The following is a 17,757-nucleotide window of genomic DNA, read 5'->3' as shown; positions in this document are numbered from 1 at the left end:
ATTTTTTAGGACGTAAATTATGCGTGTCAAAATCTATTTGTAGTTTTGTTTTGTCGAATAAATTCGACTGTTCAAACAGTAAATAATAATTATTAAAAAAAGTTGATGAAGAAAGAAGATTTGATTTCGTTTATGAAAGAAATCGCTGCCGAGTTGCAGCGAAGGGGGAATTTAGGGACTGCCCATGTGTACCGGAGCAGCTTGAATGCAATCCGCACCTTTCTGGGTTCGGACAAAATGCAGTTCCGGCAACTGACGCCCGAATGGTTGAAGCGTTTCGAAAACAGTCTGCGGGAACGTGGATGCAGTTGGAACACGGTGTCTACTTATCTGCGCACCTTGCGGGCGGTCTATAATCGTGCGGTCAGCCAACGGAAAGCGACGTATGTGCCTCATTTATTCCGTTCGGTTTACACGGGTACGAGGGCGGATCGTCAGCGGGCATTGGATAATGAGGACATGAAGAAAGTGTTCACCCGTCTGGCGACACAATCCTCCGCCACTACTGCCATGCGCACCGCACAGGATTGGTTTATCCTGATGTTCCTGCTCCGTGGATTGCCATTCGTCGATCTGGCTTATCTACGCAAGAGTGATTTGAAGGAGAATGTTATCACGTATCGACGCAGGAAGACAGGCCGCACATTGTCCGTAACATTGACAACGGAAGCGATGTTCTTGTTGCAGCGGTATATGAATCGGGATGTCGCTTCTCCCTATCTGTTTCCCATCCTGCGGAGTGGTGAGGGAACGGAAGAGGCATACCGGGAATATCAGTTGGCATTGCGGGGATTCAATCACCAGTTGGCTTTATTGGGTGAACTGTTGGGAATCAAAGGCAGGCTAAGTTCTTATACCGCACGCCATACGTGGGCTACGACTGCTTATTATTGCGAAATCCATCCGGGAGTGATCTCCGAAGCGATGGGACATTCGTCTATCACGGTAACAGAAACCTACCTGAAGCCATTCCACAGTAAGAAAATAGATGATGCGAACAGGAGGATTATTGATTTCGTAGAGCAGTCGATAGGAAAAGCAATTGCTTGACAAATAGAACGTTACTTCGTAGGTAACGGGATTTTGAATATGCAGCAAAAGTATGCATATTTATTAAAATACGCAAACAGAAACAAACATTATTTCTAACAAATAGTTTCAAAAGGGAAATAACACAAGCAAAACATATCACTTCTTTGCATTAGAGCTTCATCGACATCTAAAATTTGCAAAAGACATTCTCCCCCTACCATTCTCCTGAAAAGCAGGGGCGGAGAGTTTGATTACTATTTTTTATTTTCCATGTATCATTAACCTTTCAACAGGCGTAAACAAAGGTTTTTCCGTTACCTACGAAGTAACGGGACGTACTCAAATTATTAACTAAAGCAACAAAACAATGAAGAAATTCAGACATTACGCCTTACTGCTGGTTACGGCAATGGCAGTATTTGGTTGTTCAAAAGACTATGACGACACCGAATTAAAGCAGGACATTAGCGATCTTCAGTCAAGAGTGGAAAAGTTGGAAACATGGTGCGCCACCGTCAACTCTCAAATCAGCGCTTTGCAAGGATTGGTCACCGCGTTGGAGGCGAAAGACTACGTGACAGGCGTTTCACCCGTGATCAATGGTTACACTATCACTTTCTCCAAGAGCGACGCTATCACCATCTACAACGGCAAGGACGGAGCCAAAGGAGCGGACGGTGTAACTCCTGTGATCGGAGTAGACCAATTCGAAGGAGAGTATTACTGGACGGTAAAGATTGGTACCGCTGCCGCCACTTGGATGCTCGACGCCGATGGCAAGAAGATTCGCACCACTGGCGATAAAGGTGCGGACGGAAGCGCAGGTATAAACGGTCAGTCTCCCGTATTGAGCGTAGCTACCGACACCGACGGCAAAGTTTATTGGAAAGTAAACGGCGAATGGCTGTTGAACAGCGGAAAGAAAGTACAAGCCACAGGTGATAAAGGCGACAAGGGTGAAACAGGTTCAGCAGGTTCAGCAGGTGCTGCCGGAGCAGACGGTGCACAAGGCGATGACGTATTTGCCGCAGACGGTGTAACGGTAGACAAAACCAAAGGCACGGTAACCTTTACCCTTGCAGGTGAAGACGGTGAAACATTTACCCTGCCAATGGCAAGCGAAATGAAGATATTTAAAGAGTTTACTGACTGTATGGTGCGCCCAGCGATGAAGACTCTAACACTTGATTTGAACTTGAAACAGGACGAATACACAGCTATTAAAGCTGAACTCACCAGCAGTAAAGGCATGACGACAGCTATCGTAAAAGCCACTCGTGCCGCAGCCGGTAGTCCGTGGGGTGTAACACTCAAAGAGCCAACATTCAATGCTGATAAGTCGATTAAAGAGAACGCCGTAGTTACCTTCGACTTCCCTGCCGATGTAGCCGAAGACGAATTTGCCCTACTGAAAGTAGCAGTAATTGATACCAAAGGGCAGGAGCATGCTGCTACACGTATCATCGTATATAGTACGAAAGTAGCTGTGGAAAGTGTAACACTTAATCAGGTCGCAATTGATGTCAATGTAGGTGACGAAGCGAATTTAATAGCTACCGTCACACCTGCTGACGCTACTACTCAAACTCTAAAGTGGGAAAGTAGTGATGATGAGATTGTAACCGTAGATGCAGCTGGAAAAGTGACAGGGGTTAAGGCTGGTTCTGCAACTATCACTGTTACTTCTACAGCCGATGCTACTAAGACTGCTACTTGCGCCGTGACCGTGAAGAGCGTTGCCGTGACAGGTGTTACGCTTGAGGGAGACAAAACCATAGCCATAGGTGAAACGCTAAAGCTCACTGCTACTATTGCCCCTGCCAATGCTACGAACAAAAAAATCACATGGAACAGCAGTAACCCGGAGATTGCTTCTGTTGGCACTGATGGTACAATAGAAGGTAAAGCCGCAGGTGAAACAACCGTTACTGTAACTACCGAAGATGGAAGTAAAACTGCTACTTGCAAAGTGGAAGTAACGAGCATAAAGGCTTATAATGTCGGAGATTATTATCCTGATGCGGACGATTCAAGCACAGCTGTAGGTGTAGTATTTCAAACTACTAATGGAGGTGTTCATGGTAAAGTCATATCATTGGATGAGACTACCGCACAGTGGAGTACGGTGAATCACTATTTCACAATAGATGATTATAATGATGGTGCCGCAAATACCAAGATAATAATGGAACAAGCAGAGGCTGATACGAAATATCCTGCCGCAGCATGGTGTGTAGCCAAAGGTACAGGATGGTATTTGCCCGCTATGGGTGAATTGGAGGAATTTGGTCGCATTTTGCGTGAGAATGTAACAACTTATAATACGAAATTTACCAATGCAGGTGGAACAGCCATAAGTTTAGAAGTGCGGGAGGATTACTATTGGACTTCCAATACTGATTCTGGCAGTGATTCAGCTATTTCTTTCTATGGTCGAGGTGTATCTTATATATCAACTTCTAATAAAGAGAATTACAGAGTGCGTGCTTGCTATGTTTATTAACTTTAATTCAGTCAATAGCGCCAACAAGTTAAGTAAAATATAATATCCAGCAAGCTGAAACCTAATTGAGTTTCAGCTTGCTTTGTTTAAAACCTTTATAACTTTAGTAAATGAAGCATCAGAAACAATTAATCCGGATAATCAGCCTAAATCCAATTAGAATATCCTACTTTTGTACACTGAACTAAATAAGGAATAAAATGAGGACAAAAGACTGGAAAGCAATAAATAATGCCAAAGTGCTGGTAGTGGGTGAAGACTCTAATTTACAATGGTCGGAGAGTGTGCCTGAATATGTAATGTTTGCCGATTACTACTTCCGTGGCTTTCCCGAAGATCATGGTGAACGCAGCCGTAATGTAGAGGCGCGCAACCTTTTTAATTATATCACCAAACTAACGGGTAACCAGATGACTCCCGAAGATTTCTATATCACCAATCTGTGCAATGATAACTTGGAACCTGCCCCCAAAGGAAAGAGGGTTTTCATACCCGAAGATAAAGCTCTGAAAGGAATTGAACACATCGAATGGATTTTATCACAGAATCCCACCATCGAATATGTGTTTGCCATGTCGCTGCAAACCAATTACTGGCTTCAGAAAGGCGGATTCTACGAAGGCAGTGCCGAGTTTCTATCAGCTGCCGAACCCCGGCGCACAGGAACCGAAAACTATCAGCCCTTTTACCAACCGGTAGACGGCAAGGCATTTATCCAAGTCTGTGGCAATTGCTACGATGCCAAAAACTTTCCGGTGAAAGTGATTCCCATCCTTCCTGCTAAAGATTTTCCTTTATCCGAGCAGAACATGGAGCGATACGGGGAAGCTTGCAAAAAGGTGAGTGGTTATTTTTAATAAAGGAGGAGACGGGAATACATATTATAAATAAGGTGTTCTCTTCTTCTTCCCATATTCAGCTTTTTTGTCTCTTATTTTCCTTTCCTCTCTTTCCTTTTTCCTCTCTTTCCCCTTTTTTTCTATTTTCTCTCTCTTTTCTATTTTGTTCCTGTTTACCTTTTCTTTTTTTCGCATTCCGAAAATCCTTTTTCGGAAACATAGTGAAAAAGAAAAAATCAGTAGTAATTTTTAAAAGGCAGAAATATTTCTTTGATTTTGTATAGAACAAAAGAAAATAATTTCCCACTTTTGTAGCTGCAATAGGGGATAGGTGTCCTGTGAGATGTCTGTTTTCCGGAAAAAAGATGAATGAAAACAGAATACTTCTTGCGTTAAAATCAGAAAAAAGTTTTCCGTTTTGGAAAACTTTCTATATCAGCGAGAAAGAAAAGTTTCCCAAAATTTAATGTTAAAAGCTAACCAAGCTATTAGATAATCTTCTATCTTTGTATCCGGTTTCGGAGCTAAAAGAGGTTTAGTCAATGAGGGAACGCTGTGTAAATCGGCGACAGTACCCGCTGCTGTAATTCTCTAAGAATCCGCACAATATGCCACTGCATCGACATCGGTGTGGGAAGGTGTTGCGAGGGAGAGATAAGTCAGAAGACCTGCCGGAATTTTTTAATTTTCAATTTTCAATTTTTAATTTAATAAGCTTTCGGGAGTTAAAGTTATGAACTACGCGGAAATTTGTATCATCAAACGTGATGGTAAAAGAGAAGATTTCTCTATCAGTAAGATTAAGAATGCAATCAGTAAGGCATTCAGTGCAACCGGTTTTCAGGATGAGCAGCAGTTGGTGGCTGACATCACTATGAACGTAATCAGTCAGTTTACAACTCCTACTATTACCGTAGAAGAGATTCAGGATTTAGTAGAAAAGTCGTTGATGAAAGTACGCCCGGAAGTAGCGAAGAAATATATTATTTATCGCGAATGGCGGAATACGGAGCGCGATAAGAAAACCCAGATGAAGCAAGTGATGGACGGCATCGTTGCTATCGACAAGAACGATGTCAACTTGAGCAATGCCAACATGAGCAGTCACACGCCTGCCGGCCAGATGATGACGTTCGCTTCCGAAGTAACCAAAGATTATACGTATAAATACTTGTTGCCGAAACGTTTTGCCGAAGCACACCAGTTGGGAGATATTCACATCCACGACTTGGACTATTATCCGACAAAGACGACAACCTGTATCCAATATGATATGGACGACCTCTTTGAACGCGGTTTCCGCACAAAGAACGGCAGTATCCGTACCCCGCAAAGCATCCAGAGTTATGCTACGCTGGCTACCATTATCTTCCAGACGAACCAGAATGAGCAACACGGCGGACAGGCAATTCCTGCTTTCGATTTCTTCATGGCAAAAGGTGTGGCCAAATCTTTCCGCAAGCATCTGGCATCGTTCATCAATTTCTATGTCGCCATGGAAAACGGACATCAGGCCGATGAGAAATCCATTCGCACATTGATTAAAGAATATCTTCCGTCTATCAAGTCCACCGAAGCCGAACGCGAAACATTGCGCATCGCTTTAGTGGCTTTACAAATCATTATAGACAAGGAACACCTTGCCCGTATCGTTGAGAAAGCTTATCAGCAGACCCGCAAAGATACCCATCAGGCAATGGAAGGATTTATCCACAACCTCAACACGATGCATTCACGTGGCGGTAATCAGGTGGTATTCAGCTCCATCAACTACGGTACCGACACTTCTGCAGAAGGTCGCATGGTGATCGAAGAATTGCTGAAAGCTACCATTGAAGGATTGGGCACAAGAGGCGAAGTGCCTGTATTCCCGATCCAGATTTTCAAGGTGAAAGACGGAGTTTCTTACTCGGAGAAAGACTTTGAGAAAGCAATGAAAGCGGAAAACATCGAAGAGGCAATGACCGACCGTTACGAAGCTCCCAACTTCGACTTGCTGTTGAAGGCTTGCCAGACTACGGCGAAAGCGTTGTTCCCGAACTTCATGTTCCTCGATGCACCTTTCAACCAAAACGAGAAATGGAAAGCGGACGATCCGAAACGTTACATCTACGAATTGGCGACGATGGGTTGCCGTACCCGTGTTTTTGAAAACGTGGCAGGAGAAAAATCTTCTTTAGGCCGTGGCAATCTTTCATTCACTACGCTGAATATGCCGAGACTGGCTATCGAAGCCTGCATCAAGGCGGAAAACCTGATAGAGGATGAACGCAACAAGGATGCCATTGAACAGAAGGCAAAAGAAATTTTCATCGAATCCGTACATACTATGTCGGTTCTTGTAGCCGATCAGCTTTACGAGCGTTATCAGTATCAGCGTACGGCCCTGGCACGTCAGTTCCCGTTCATGATGGGAAATAATGTGTGGAAAGGCGGCGGGGATTTGAACCCGAACGAACAGGTGGGTGACGCATTGCGCAGCGGTACGCTGGGGATCGGATTTATCGGCGGACACAATGCGATGGTGGCTCTCTACGGCCAAGGTCACGGACACAACCAGAAAGCATGGGACACGTTGTATGAAGCTGTGATGGAAATGAATAAAGTGGTAAACGAATATAAAGAGAAATATAACCTGAACTACTCCGTTCTGGCTACTCCTGCCGAAGGACTTTCGGGACGCTTCACTAAAATGGATCGTCGGAAATATGGAAAAATCCCCGGAGTGACAGACCGCGACTATTATGTCAACTCTTTCCACGTAGATGTGAAAGAACCGATCAGCATCGTTGAGAAAATCAAGTGTGAAGCTCCGTTCCACGCCATTACGCGCGGCGGACATATCACGTATGTAGAGCTGGACGGTGAAGCACAGAAGAATGTACGTGCCATCGCCAAGATTGTGAAAGTGATGCACGACGAGGGGATCGGCTACGGCTCTATCAACCACCCGGTAGATACTTGCCATAACTGTGGTTACAAGGGGGTTATCTTCGATAAATGTCCGGTGTGCCAGAGTGAAAGCATCCTTCGTATGCGCCGTATAACCGGTTACCTGACAGGCGATTTAAGTTCTTGGAACTCTGCCAAGCGGGCAGAAGAACAAGACCGCGTAAAACACCTGTAAGGAGTTGAAAATGGCCTCACTAATAGGCTTCTATCTTTAATTTTTTAATTTTCAACTTTCAATTTTCAATTTAAGAAGTGAATTTATTAGGAACTTATCCTGAAACGATTGTTGATGGTGAAGGCATCCGGTACTCTATTTATCTTGCCGGATGTTCCCATCACTGTCCCGGTTGCCACAACCCGGAGAGCTGGAATCCGGGGGCGGGGGAAGAACTGACGGAAGAAAAAATACAGTCCATCATCCGTGAAATCAAGGCAAATCCTTTGCTGGACGGTGTTACTTTTTCCGGTGGTGATCCGTTCTTCCGTCCGGAGGAGTTTCTGCCTTTACTGAAACGGGTGAAAGAGGAGACGGGGATGAATGTGTGGTGCTATACAGGATATAGCTACGAAGAAATCAAGGCACACCCCCGCTTGAGCGCTGCCCTTGATTATATAGACGTATTGGTGGACGGACGCTTCGAGCAGGCTCTTTTCTCTCCGTATCTGGAATTCAGGGGAAGCAGCAATCAACGGATCTTGAAACTGAAATAAACTGCACTAAAAAAACTTATTTTTCAAAGGAAACAAAAACACCTCTGTCATTGTTTTGTTTACCTTTACAAATCCCTCCGGGAGGAACGACTACACTTACAAGAATAAGTTTTTATGGTACAATCAATAAATCCAACTCAAAAAATAGAGGAAACCGACGGATTGCCGATGCCTAAACGGATTTGGGCAGTGGTGTCCGTCGGATTCGCTCTTTGTATGTCGGTATTGGATATTAACATCGTCAATATCGTACTACCCACGCTTTCGCATGATTTTGGGACTTCTCCCGCAGTAACAACCTGGATTATCAACGGCTATCAGTTGGCCATCGTCATATCGCTATTGTCTTTTTCCGCTTTAGGTGAAATCATCGGTTACCGGAAAGTCTTTCTTTCGGGTATCGGGCTGTTTTGCATCACTTCATTGATCTGTGCCTTGTCCGATTCGTTTTGGACGCTAACCGTCGCCCGTATTTTTCAGGGGTTCAGTGCTTCTGCCATCACCAGCGTGAATACGGCACAGCTACGTTATATCTATCCGAAGAGCCAGATTGGGCGGGGAATGGGGATTAATGCGATGGTTGTTGCCATATCGGCTGCCGCCGGACCTTCTGTGGCGAGCGGTATTCTTTCTATTGCCAGCTGGCACTGGTTATTTGCTATTAATGTTCCGTTGGGACTTACCGCATTGTTTCTCGGCATCAAACATCTGCCAAGGCAGGAGGAACGTTCGAAACGCAAGTTTGATTATATCAGCGCCATAGCGAATGCGGTAACCTTCGGTCTGCTTATATATACGCTGGACGGATTCGCCCATCACGAGGAAATGGATTTTCTTTTCATCCAACTGGTTGTATTGGCAGTAGTCGGCACGTACTATGTGCGCCGACAACTGGCGCAGACTACCCCGTTACTACCACTCGACCTGTTACGGATTCCGATTTTCCGGTTGTCCATCCTGACTTCCATTTGTTCCTTTATCGCTCAAATGTCGGCAATGGTTTCCCTGCCCTTTTTCCTGCAGAACACTTTAGGACACAGTGAGGTGATGACCGGACTTTTGCTTACTCCGTGGCCGTTGGCTACGTTGGTCACGGCTCCATTGGCAGGGTATCTCGTGGAGCGTATTCACCCCGGTATCTTGGGAAGTATCGGGATGGCTCTGTTTGCCATCGGACTTTTCTCGCTTTCCAGCCTGACTGCCGAATCATCTGATATAAGTATTATCCTGCGTTTGATGTTATGCGGTGCGGGCTTCGGATTGTTTCAGACGCCGAACAATAGCACGATTATTTCTTCCGCTCCTACGCAGCGTTCGGGAGGGGCCAGTGGGATGCTGGGAATGGCCCGCCTGTTGGGGCAGACCACCGGAACAACATTGGTTGCATTGCTTTTCAGCTTTGTCACTCATAGCCGGAGCACGGCTGTTTGCCTGATGGTGGGGAGTGGGTTTGCCGTTGTGGCAGCCATCGTCAGTAGCTTGAGGCTATCGCAGCCTTCCACCCTGAAAAGAAAATAATGAAGTCCTGAAAGAGGATTAAGTCTTTCAGAACTTCGCAGGAACATCATACAACATATTAGTAAGTAATCATTCAAGATGAACTTGAAGGATTTGACTTTCTAGTATTTCGTTTCCCGTATGACTTCTACCAGACGGCGGAAGTCTTCCGGATGCACATCACCGATGTTGCCGATACGGAAGGTATCTGCTTTTGAAATCTTTCCCGGGTAAATCACGAATCCTTTATTTTTCAGTGCATAATAGAATGTTTTGAAGTCGAATCCTTCATGCGGATAAAGGAAAGAAGTGATGATAGGCGACTGGATGTCATCTTCGAGTAATGTTGTGAATCCGAGTGCACGCATACCTTCCACCAAAATACGGTGATTTTCGCAGTAACGTTGGTAACGTGCTTCTACGCCTCCTTCTTCAATCAATTCCGTCAGGGCTTGTTTGAAAGCACGGACAACATGTGTCGGTGAAGTGAAGCGCCATTTTCCGTGTCCCTTTTCCATTGTTTCCCATTGGTCGTAGATGTCCAGAGAAAGAGAGCGTGCCACTCCTTTGCAATGGTTTAATTCCGAACGGCGGGCGATGATGAATCCGAATCCCGGTACACCCTGAATACACTTGTTGGAACTGCTGATCAGGAAGTCGATACCGAGTTCGTTTACATCTAAGGGGATACCTCCGAAGCTGCTCATACAGTCTACAATCAGCTTTTTACCGTGCATCTTGACGATGTGGGATAGTTCTTTGATCGGATTCAGGATACCGGTCGTTGTTTCGCAATGAACGAAAGCGACATGTGTGATATCGGAATTATTGCTAAGATAATCGTCTACATATTCAACTGATACCTGCTCTGTTTCTTCAAAAGCCAGCATGTCGTAGTCGAGGTGGTAATATTCTGCAATGTTGCCCATACGGTCGCCATAGGCTCCGTTGCTACAAATCAGGAGTTTGTCTTTCGGGGTGATGGTGGCGCCCAAAACGGCTTCCACGCAATAGGTTCCGCTTCCCTGTAAAAGGATGGAGGTGTATTCTTCCGGTTTTTTAGTGGCGATGTTAACCAGGTCTTTGCGGAGTTCCTGAACGATGCCGAGGTTGTAGTCTTCGTCCCACGTACACCAGTCGGTCATCATGGCTTCTTTTACTGTTTCAGAGGTGGTTAGAGGTCCGGGAGTTAATAGCAAATATGGTTTCATAATGATGTTTTCTTTAGAAATGAATAAATAAATGATTTTGTTTTTTTCTGATTGTTGGGTGCGGGCGTGAATGTTAGTTGCCGGCGTTGATCGTTTCAATCAGTGCGGGAAGTTCTTCGATAGTGCGTATCACGTAAGAAGCTCCTGCGGCAAGCATGCGCTCTTTGACGTCTGCGATGCGGGCTTCGAGTTCGGAGGCAGGCATTGATTTTGTCTCTGCTTCGGTAAGTGCCATCTCATTGCTGCCGAGAATCACGCCTACACTATACACTTTCGCGTTCACTCCTTCGCGGATATCGGCAATCGTGTCGCCTACTTTTATAACGGTGTCGAGGCTGGGAACTGCTAATTTCGTCAGGTTCTCAAAAATCATGTAAGGAGCGGGACGTCCGGCGGGAAGCAGGTTGGGAGTGGCGCAATAATCCACGTGGTATCCTTTTGCCTGTGCGGCGGGGAGGACTACATCCATCATTTCGCGGGTATAGCCGGTGGTCGATCCTATTTTAATACCTGCGGCACGTAACTTCTCCAAAGTCGGGATTACTCCTGGAATAGGGTCTGTGTAGTTTTCGAGAGAGGCGAAGAGATGCTTCTCGAAAAGGCGGTTCAGTTCTACCACGTCTTCTTCCGTCCAGGCGCGTTGGTAACGGGCGGTAAACTGTTCGTTCACGTCAGACATGGAAAGTAGTTCGCGGATGTGTTGAATCTTGGGTAGTCCCATTGGTTTGCGGGTCTGTACAACATCGATCACCAGTCCTTTTTCGGCGAATGCTTCGATAAAAGCAGCCACGGGGGCAAAACATCCATAATCAACGGCTGTACCAGCCCAGTCCATAATAATACATTCAATCTTTTTCATTCTTGTTTCTATATAATATTGGTTTATTCGTCGGAAATTAATAAGAAGCGAGGGAGGGGACGGGGCAGGATTCGTCCCCGCGTATTTCACCCTGTTTCCCTTTTCTGTATTTTTGTGTCAGATAAATCATTGCTAAGGTAAATGCGAAGGTGCAGACGATTCCTACTGTCCCTGCCATTGTATTGTAGAACTCCAGCCAGTTCAAATCCGGGTTGAAACATTCTTTCACTACCAATACCACCACTGTGCCTGTGTAGCCGATAGAGTCGACCATCGCTATGAAGAAACCTACATTTCCCTTGATGCGGAAACAGGCGATGAAGCGGTCGAAGAAAATGGTTTGAAAGCTCAAGTAGGAAAAATAGAGGCAGAGGCTCTGGATAAATAACCAAACGAGCGGAGAAAGTTGCAGGGTATGATAGTTGAATGCTACAGTGCTAAGTGTGATTGCTCCGGCAATGACAAGGGTTAATAGGACGGAAAGTACTTTGATATGGCTTTTTATTACTGCCAGAGTGGCGAAAATGGCCAGGATAATCAGTGTGACCACGCCGTCCACTTTGGCGAATACCCACGGGGAAAGTCCGGCGGCATTGACGTCTATGATTTTCACCAGAAAGTCTTCCTTGACATCTTGTAAAACGGTGAGAAAGAGGTTGGCGAAGAAAAGCAGTGTCAATACGGGAGCAAAGCTGCGGAACAGGTTCCAACGTTGTTGCTTGTCGAGGGTGACACGTTCCACACGCAGCGCTTTGTCTTCGGCAGTCGGTTTGGGCAGGTGATCGAGGATATAGCCCAGTCCTGCCAGCAGGGGCAATGCTACCGCACCGATCAGTGCAGGCATCCAGAACTCACTGACGTGCAGGGTGTCGACAACGAAAAGTCCGATGGATTTGGCTGTGCCGCTACTGACTGCGATACTGAGTCCGAAGAGGGAAGCGAGCAGATCCGTCACCCGGCGTCCTTCGAGGAAACTGAAGATGACTCCCCACATACAGCCAAGTGACAGTCCGTTGAAGAACAACGCCAACACATTGAACGGGCGGGGCAGGCATCCGAAAAGAACCAAAGAGAGTTCGGCCACTAAAATAGAAACAAGAATGAATTTCAGGCGGCCTTCTCTCTTCAGTTCGGAAATAAGTTTGATCCCGATAAACTTGGATACCATATATCCGAATATCTGGATGATGCTGGTGGCTATCTTATAGTCCATTCCAAATAGTTCCATGCCGTCGAATGTGGCGGCGGTGAACGGTTTGCGTAGTGCGTAGACTAATGAATAGGACAGCAGTGCCGCTCCTCCCGCATAAAGGATAAAGAGTAAATCGGAAAGTTTCTTTTGGGCCGAAGGCGACAGTTTTTCTTTGAAATTCATAATGCTATTTTTTTTGTTTCCGGTGCAAAAGTAGGGTGCCGGAACGAGTGAAAAAATGAATTTCAATGAATCATATTGTATATATGTGCCTTTCTGTGTACTGAAATATTAATGTAATATTCATGCAATACAAACATAATACTTTAGTCATTCCTTTGCAACGGAATCAATTAACAGACCGAAAAATCATGGACGAACTTACGGATATTTATAAAAGAATAGAGTACCTGCGCAACAACGGGGTGAAGATGAAAGAAATTGCCGACCGGGTGGATATGGCTCCGAGTGTGTTGTCTGCTTTGTATTCGAGTGTGCTTCCCGCTTATATCGACTTATTGAAAACACGCACACCGGACGAAGCGCTGGATGAGGCTTTGGCGCTGGTGAATAATGTTTCCAAGAAACGCTTATTAAATAATGTGGGATCGGTGAGGCTGTTGCTTCAGGAGATGGAGCCGGACGTGCAGAGCGAGGCGGAGAGTGGCAACTCTTTTATCAAGTTGCTGGGGAAGGAGGCGAAGGAGTCTGTGCAGGAGGTGTATAATTATAGCGGTATGTATCTTAGTTACAGTTTGTCGTCTTCTACGGATAGCCTGAAGATCGAGCCGTACATGATTGGTGCTTCCGAGAATAATGAGTATGTGAAAGTGGGGATGATTAATGCGTATAAGTCGGTGCATTGGGGGAGCGGGATTATCAGTAATCATCAGAACTCTTACCTGATGTTCAACGAAAGGGATTTGCCACAGTTTGCGCTGGTGACTATTTACCTGCAACTTCCGCATTATGAGTTTCCGAATATGCTGAAAGGGCTTTATCTCTGTCTGGACTACAATCATAATCCGATTGCGCGTCGTATTGTGTTGGTGAAACAGTCGGATAGTACGGATGTTAATCAGTTTCTGGAGATGGAAGGGTGTCTGGTTCCGCGGGCGGAATTGACTCCGGAATTGGAGGTGTACTATAATTATACGTGTCAGGAGGGGGATTATATCAAAACGTGCACGGTACCTTCACCTAAGTTGGATGAGACGGATTTGGAGAGAGAGAAGAAGATGTTGAAGATTTAAAGACAAACAACAATAAAAAAAGAGCTGTCAAAACATCTGCATTGATATAATTTAGGCACGGATTACACAGATTTCGCGGTCTTTTTTAAACTAAAACCGTGTAATCTGTGTAATCCGTGCCTAAATTATATTCCTCTTATTCTTTGTGTATACTTTCTATTGTTGCGCTCACTAGAAGAAGAATCGCAAAATATCATTGAAGTTAGCCCATATCAACAGACCGAAGAGTAGAATCATACCGGTCATCTGGGCGTATTCCATAAACTTGTCGCTTGGTTTGCGGCGGGCTATCATCTCGTAGAAGAGGAAGAGCACGTGTCCACCGTCTAATGCGGGGATAGGGAGGATGTTCATGAAAGCCAGAATGATGGAAAGGAAGGCTGTCATATACCAGAACTGATGCCAGTCCCAGGTAGCGGGGAAGATGCTGCCGATCGTTCCGAAGCCGCCCAGCTGTTTGGCTCCTTCTTTCGAGAAGAGGTATTTCATGTTTCCTACATAGCCTTTCAGGGTTTTCACACCGAGGGAGACACCTGCGGGGAAGGATTCAAAGAAAGCATATTCTTTTTTTACCATAGGGAGCAGACGGTCTGTGACGAGACAGGCGGTTACACCCATCAGGTAGGCGGAGTCTACACGCATACTTAGTGTGTCTGTTGCGCCGTTACGCACATAAGTCAGCGTGATTAGGCGCGGATCTATGCTGTCTTTGAGCAGGGTTGCTTCGTTTTTCTTACGTTCTGCCATCGCTTCTTTAAAGTCGGAGAAAGAGATGGGGGTTCCGTTCAGGGCGATGATGCTGTCACCTGCCTGGATTCCTGCTTGTGCGGCAGGAGAGTTCACCATTACGCTGTCTATAACGTACGGGAAACGGTAAGAGGCGAAACGGACGCTGTCTGCCAGAAGGCGTTGCATCAGGTCTTCCGGGATATAGACGGAGGCTTTTGCTCCGTTACGGATGACGCTTACTTCGCGTGCATCGGCAATCTGGCTCAACATGTCGCCGTCATAACGTTCGAAAGGAACACCGTCGGCAGAAAGGAGGATATCACCGTCCTGGAAACCTACCGCTTTGGCGGTCTCGTTGAATTCCATACCCAGAGGAGCTTCCTGTACCTTTATATACTGGTCGCCCCATGCAAAAAGAATCATGGAGTAGATGAACAGTGCCAACAGGAAGTTGAACAGTACGCCACCCACCATGATTAGCAGACGTTGCCACGCCGGCTTGGAGCGGAACTCCCACGGTTGTTCGGGTTGTTTCATCTGCTCGGTATCCATCGACTCATCAATCATACCGGCTATCTTGACGTAACCGCCCAATGGCAACCAACCTACTGCATACTCTGTGTCACTTTTCTTGGGTTTGAACTTAAAAAGGGTGAACCAAGGGTCAAAAAATAGGCAGAATTTTTCTACACGCACCTTAAACAAACGGGCAAAAAGAAAATGCCCGCCTTCATGAATGATAACGAGCAAGGATAAGCTCATAATCAATTGCAGGGCACGAATCAAAAATGTTTCCATATAGTCTATTTACAGTTTAAAGCCTTCAACGAATTCTCTACCGAAGAGAGGATATAAAGGCTATTTTCAATTTATATTAATACTAATCAATTTCTTTATTTTCTTTGTTCATCAATGGGATGAAGCGGATTATATCAGACTGGCTGCTATTTTCCTTGCTTCCGCATCCGTAGCTACATAATCATCGTATGTCGGATTGGCGATGAAGGTAGCCCGTTCCATTGTTTTCTCTATCACGTCGCTCATGCCGAGGAAGCTGATGCCGTCTTTCAGGAAAGAGGCTACCACTACTTCATTGGCAGCATTGACGATACAGGGCATATTCCCTCCGCGATACATCGCTTCGTAGGCGAGTGCCAGGTTGCGGAACCGTTTCGTATCGGGTTGCTCAAACGTCAGGTTCGTGCATTGGGAGAAATCGAGCCTGTCGAAAGAAGAACTGATACGGTCGGGATAAGAGAATGCGTACTGGATGGGCAGGCGCATATCTGGCATCCCAAGTTGTGCCTTGACAGCTCCGTCTTCAAACTGCACCATCGAGTGGATGACTGATTGCGGATGTACCACCACTTCGATCTGGCTGGGCTGCACACCGAACAACCATTTAGCTTCGATCACTTCAAAACCTTTATTCATCATGGAAGCGGAGTCGATTGTGATTTTTGCTCCCATTTCCCAGTTGGGGTGTTTCAAGGCTTGCGTCTTTGTGACGGATTTCAGCTGTTCCAAGGTGCAAGTGCGGAACGGACCTCCGGAGGCTGTCAATATCACTTTCTCAATCGGGTTGCCCACTTCTCCTGCTAAACACTGAAAAACAGCAGAGTGTTCAGAGTCTACCGGCAGAATCGGAGTGCGATATTGTTGTGCCAACTGATTAATCAGTTCACCCGCTACTACCAATGTTTCTTTATTGGCCAACGCAATCGCTTTCTTGGCGCGGATGGCGTTGATGGTTGGTTTTAGTCCGGCATAACCGACCATGGCTGTCAACACCATGTCGATGGGGCCTGCTTCTACAATCTGACAGATAGCGTCTGTGCCTGCGTACACTTTGATGGGCAGGTCGCTCAATGCTTCTTTCAGTTCGGAATACTTTTCTTCATTGGCTATCACTACCACTTCCGGCTGGAACTTCCGTGCCTGGGCAATCAGTAGTTCCACGCGGTTGTTGGCTGTCAGCGCATAGGCTTCGTACAGGTCGGGATGTTCCTCGATGACTTGCAGAGCCTGTGTCCCGATGGAGCCTGTTGAACCTAGGATAGCTATTTGTTTTTTCTTTTTGTTAGTCTCTATATTCATTTTTCTATTATCACTTAAAATACGATGTATTTTTCGGGATTTACCGGATGACCTTTATACCAAAGTTCGAAATGGAGGTGCGGTCCTGTACTAAGTGTGCCGCTGTTTCCTACCAGAGCGATGGCTTCGCCTCCTTTTACGCGTTCACCTTCCTTTTTCAGGAGGGAGCCGCAGTGTTTATAGATTGAAATTAAATCCTGGTTATGTTGTACGCCAATCAGGTAACCCGTTTCGGCGGTGTATGTGCTTAGGATGACGGTTCCGTCCATGGTTGCCAGTACGCTTTCGTTGGGATTGGCGGCGATGTCGGTGCCGTAATGTTTCTTTTCGGCATTGAAGTGGTCGGACACCATGCCTCGTGTCGGACGGTATAAAATAAGTCCGGTCACGTCCGGTTGGGAAGTGATGGAGGTCAGGTTATATTTTTCATTCTCTTCATACTGACGGCGGAATTCTTCTTCACGTTTGGTACGTTCCATCAGTGTGTCTTCGCGGGCAGCGGTCAGCGAATCGAGAGTCTGCACGCTGTCGATGGGTACTTTTCCACTGAAGATATCCTGAATGTTCATAATGTAAAGATTCTGCTTGTTGAGCACTTGTTGCAAAGAGTCTACACGCAGGGCATTGTCCACGATTTGTGTACGGACTTCACTGTTCATGTATCCGGGGAGGTAGTTGCGCAGCGGGGTGAAGGTGATGATGCAGGAAGCAATCAGGAAAAGCACTGCCAGCACGCAAAGTAATACGGAAAGTCCATTGAGCTTGGATACACGAAGTCCGACAATTTCTTCAAGTGTATTTTCATTAACGATCGTTAGTTTATACTTGAACTTGAAATTTTTCCAGAAAGCTTTACTTCGTCTTCTCTTTGGCATCTCGGGT

14 protein-coding genes and 1 riboswitch are annotated in these 17,757 nt (G+C 45.9%); of the genes, 7 read left to right on the top strand and 7 right to left on the bottom strand.

Translation table 11 applies throughout. The annotated features are described in order from the left end of the window. Positions 1-105 precede the first annotated feature (105 nt). The 3 genes from AB3G73_RS10600 (at position 106) to AB3G73_RS10590 (ending at position 4,392) form a co-directional block, all read left to right on the top strand. Entirely contained in the window at positions 106-1,050 is a 945-nt protein-coding gene (locus tag AB3G73_RS10600) for a tyrosine-type recombinase/integrase (protein WP_367744815.1), read from the top strand. Positions 1,051-1,399: 349 nt separating this feature from the next. Beyond that, entirely contained in the window at positions 1,400-3,535 is a 2,136-nt protein-coding gene (locus AB3G73_RS10595) for an Ig-like domain-containing protein (protein WP_367744814.1), read from the top strand. Between the two features lie 200 nt (positions 3,536-3,735). Further along, the gene (locus tag AB3G73_RS10590; protein ID WP_195650042.1) at positions 3,736-4,392 is read left to right on the top strand and encodes a hypothetical protein; all 657 of its coding nucleotides are present in this window, start codon (positions 3,736-3,738) and stop codon (positions 4,390-4,392) included. A gap of 24 nt (positions 4,393-4,416) precedes the next feature. Here AB3G73_RS10590 and AB3G73_RS10585 read toward each other — a convergent pair whose 3' ends face one another. Continuing rightward, positions 4,417-4,569, bottom strand: a complete 153-nt coding sequence (locus AB3G73_RS10585; RefSeq protein ID WP_367744812.1) for a hypothetical protein — start codon at positions 4,567-4,569, stop codon at positions 4,417-4,419. A 301-nt stretch (positions 4,570-4,870) separates the two neighbouring features. After that, positions 4,871-5,065: riboswitch (cobalamin riboswitch) on the top strand. A gap of 42 nt (positions 5,066-5,107) precedes the next feature. On the opposite strand from AB3G73_RS10585, the gene AB3G73_RS10580 reads away from it, so the two are divergent. The 3 genes from AB3G73_RS10580 (at position 5,108) to AB3G73_RS10570 (ending at position 9,555) form a co-directional block, all read left to right on the top strand. Beyond that, positions 5,108-7,501 carry an anaerobic ribonucleoside triphosphate reductase gene (locus tag AB3G73_RS10580; protein WP_367744811.1) on the top strand — a complete coding sequence of 798 codons (2,394 nt, stop codon included), beginning with the start codon at positions 5,108-5,110 and terminating at the stop codon, positions 7,499-7,501. Between the two features lie 77 nt (positions 7,502-7,578). Next, positions 7,579-8,037, top strand: coding sequence for an anaerobic ribonucleoside-triphosphate reductase activating protein (gene nrdG, locus AB3G73_RS10575; RefSeq protein WP_148365063.1), 459 nt, complete (start codon positions 7,579-7,581; stop codon positions 8,035-8,037). Positions 8,038-8,151: 114 nt separating this feature from the next. Beyond that, entirely contained in the window at positions 8,152-9,555 is a 1,404-nt protein-coding gene (locus AB3G73_RS10570; protein WP_148365062.1) for an MFS transporter, read from the top strand. Positions 9,556-9,656: 101 nt separating this feature from the next. Here AB3G73_RS10570 and AB3G73_RS10565 read toward each other — a convergent pair whose 3' ends face one another. From AB3G73_RS10565 to AB3G73_RS10555, 3 genes are all read right to left on the bottom strand, one after another. After that, complete coding sequence (locus AB3G73_RS10565) at positions 9,657-10,745, bottom strand: 2-aminoethylphosphonate--pyruvate transaminase (protein ID WP_148365061.1); 1,089 nt, start codon at positions 10,743-10,745, stop codon at positions 9,657-9,659. Positions 10,746-10,818: 73 nt separating this feature from the next. After that, entirely contained in the window at positions 10,819-11,604 is a 786-nt protein-coding gene (gene phnX, locus AB3G73_RS10560) for a phosphonoacetaldehyde hydrolase (RefSeq protein WP_148365060.1), read from the bottom strand. A 37-nt stretch (positions 11,605-11,641) separates the two neighbouring features. Next, positions 11,642-12,979 carry a DUF5690 family protein gene (locus AB3G73_RS10555; RefSeq protein ID WP_148365059.1) on the bottom strand — a complete coding sequence of 446 codons (1,338 nt, stop codon included), beginning with the start codon at positions 12,977-12,979 and terminating at the stop codon, positions 11,642-11,644. 188 nt (positions 12,980-13,167) lie between these two features. On the opposite strand from AB3G73_RS10555, the gene AB3G73_RS10550 reads away from it, so the two are divergent. Next, positions 13,168-14,049, top strand: coding sequence for a hypothetical protein (locus AB3G73_RS10550; RefSeq protein WP_148365058.1), 882 nt, complete (start codon positions 13,168-13,170; stop codon positions 14,047-14,049). A gap of 171 nt (positions 14,050-14,220) precedes the next feature. On the opposite strand, the gene rseP is transcribed toward AB3G73_RS10550, so the two are convergent. From rseP to AB3G73_RS10535, 3 genes are all read right to left on the bottom strand, one after another. Further along, complete coding sequence (gene rseP, locus AB3G73_RS10545) at positions 14,221-15,576, bottom strand: RIP metalloprotease RseP (protein WP_148365057.1); 1,356 nt, start codon at positions 15,574-15,576, stop codon at positions 14,221-14,223. A gap of 129 nt (positions 15,577-15,705) precedes the next feature. Further along, positions 15,706-16,875 (bottom strand): 1-deoxy-D-xylulose-5-phosphate reductoisomerase, encoded by a 1,170-nt coding sequence (locus AB3G73_RS10540; protein WP_148365056.1) that lies wholly within the window; start codon positions 16,873-16,875, stop codon positions 15,706-15,708. Positions 16,876-16,889: 14 nt separating this feature from the next. Next, positions 16,890-17,750 (bottom strand): M23 family metallopeptidase, encoded by an 861-nt coding sequence (locus tag AB3G73_RS10535; protein WP_004317001.1) that lies wholly within the window; start codon positions 17,748-17,750, stop codon positions 16,890-16,892. Between the last annotated feature and the right edge of the window lie 7 nt (positions 17,751-17,757).

Origin of the sequence: Bacteroides sp. L008, assembly GCF_040812255.1 — a bacterium.
Classification (GTDB): Bacteria; Bacteroidota; Bacteroidia; order Bacteroidales; family Bacteroidaceae; genus Bacteroides; species Bacteroides vicugnae.
This window is presented reverse-complemented; position numbering and strand designations above follow the sequence as displayed.

Bases quoted from the DNA above. Each gene is read 5' to 3' on its own strand.
- AB3G73_RS10600 (WP_367744815.1), top strand. From the start codon at position 106: ATGAAGAAAGAAGATTTGATTTCGTTTATGAAAGAAATCGCTGCCGAG.
- AB3G73_RS10595 (WP_367744814.1), top strand. From the start codon at position 1,400: ATGAAGAAATTCAGACATTACGCCTTACTGCTGGTTACGGCAATGGCA.
- AB3G73_RS10590 (WP_195650042.1), top strand. From the start codon at position 3,736: ATGAGGACAAAAGACTGGAAAGCAATAAATAATGCCAAAGTGCTGGTA.
- AB3G73_RS10585 (WP_367744812.1), bottom strand. From the start codon at position 4,569: ATGCGAAAAAAAGAAAAGGTAAACAGGAACAAAATAGAAAAGAGAGAG.
- AB3G73_RS10580 (WP_367744811.1), top strand. From the start codon at position 5,108: ATGAACTACGCGGAAATTTGTATCATCAAACGTGATGGTAAAAGAGAA.
- AB3G73_RS10570 (WP_148365062.1), top strand. From the start codon at position 8,152: ATGGTACAATCAATAAATCCAACTCAAAAAATAGAGGAAACCGACGGA.
- AB3G73_RS10565 (WP_148365061.1), bottom strand. From the start codon at position 10,745: ATGAAACCATATTTGCTATTAACTCCCGGACCTCTAACCACCTCTGAA.
- phnX (WP_148365060.1), bottom strand. From the start codon at position 11,604: ATGAAAAAGATTGAATGTATTATTATGGACTGGGCTGGTACAGCCGTT.
- AB3G73_RS10555 (WP_148365059.1), bottom strand. From the start codon at position 12,979: ATGAATTTCAAAGAAAAACTGTCGCCTTCGGCCCAAAAGAAACTTTCC.
- AB3G73_RS10550 (WP_148365058.1), top strand. From the start codon at position 13,168: ATGGACGAACTTACGGATATTTATAAAAGAATAGAGTACCTGCGCAAC.
- rseP (WP_148365057.1), bottom strand. From the start codon at position 15,576: ATGGAAACATTTTTGATTCGTGCCCTGCAATTGATTATGAGCTTATCC.
- AB3G73_RS10540 (WP_148365056.1), bottom strand. From the start codon at position 16,875: ATGAATATAGAGACTAACAAAAAGAAAAAACAAATAGCTATCCTAGGT.
- AB3G73_RS10535 (WP_004317001.1), bottom strand. From the start codon at position 17,750: ATGCCAAAGAGAAGACGAAGTAAAGCTTTCTGGAAAAATTTCAAGTTC.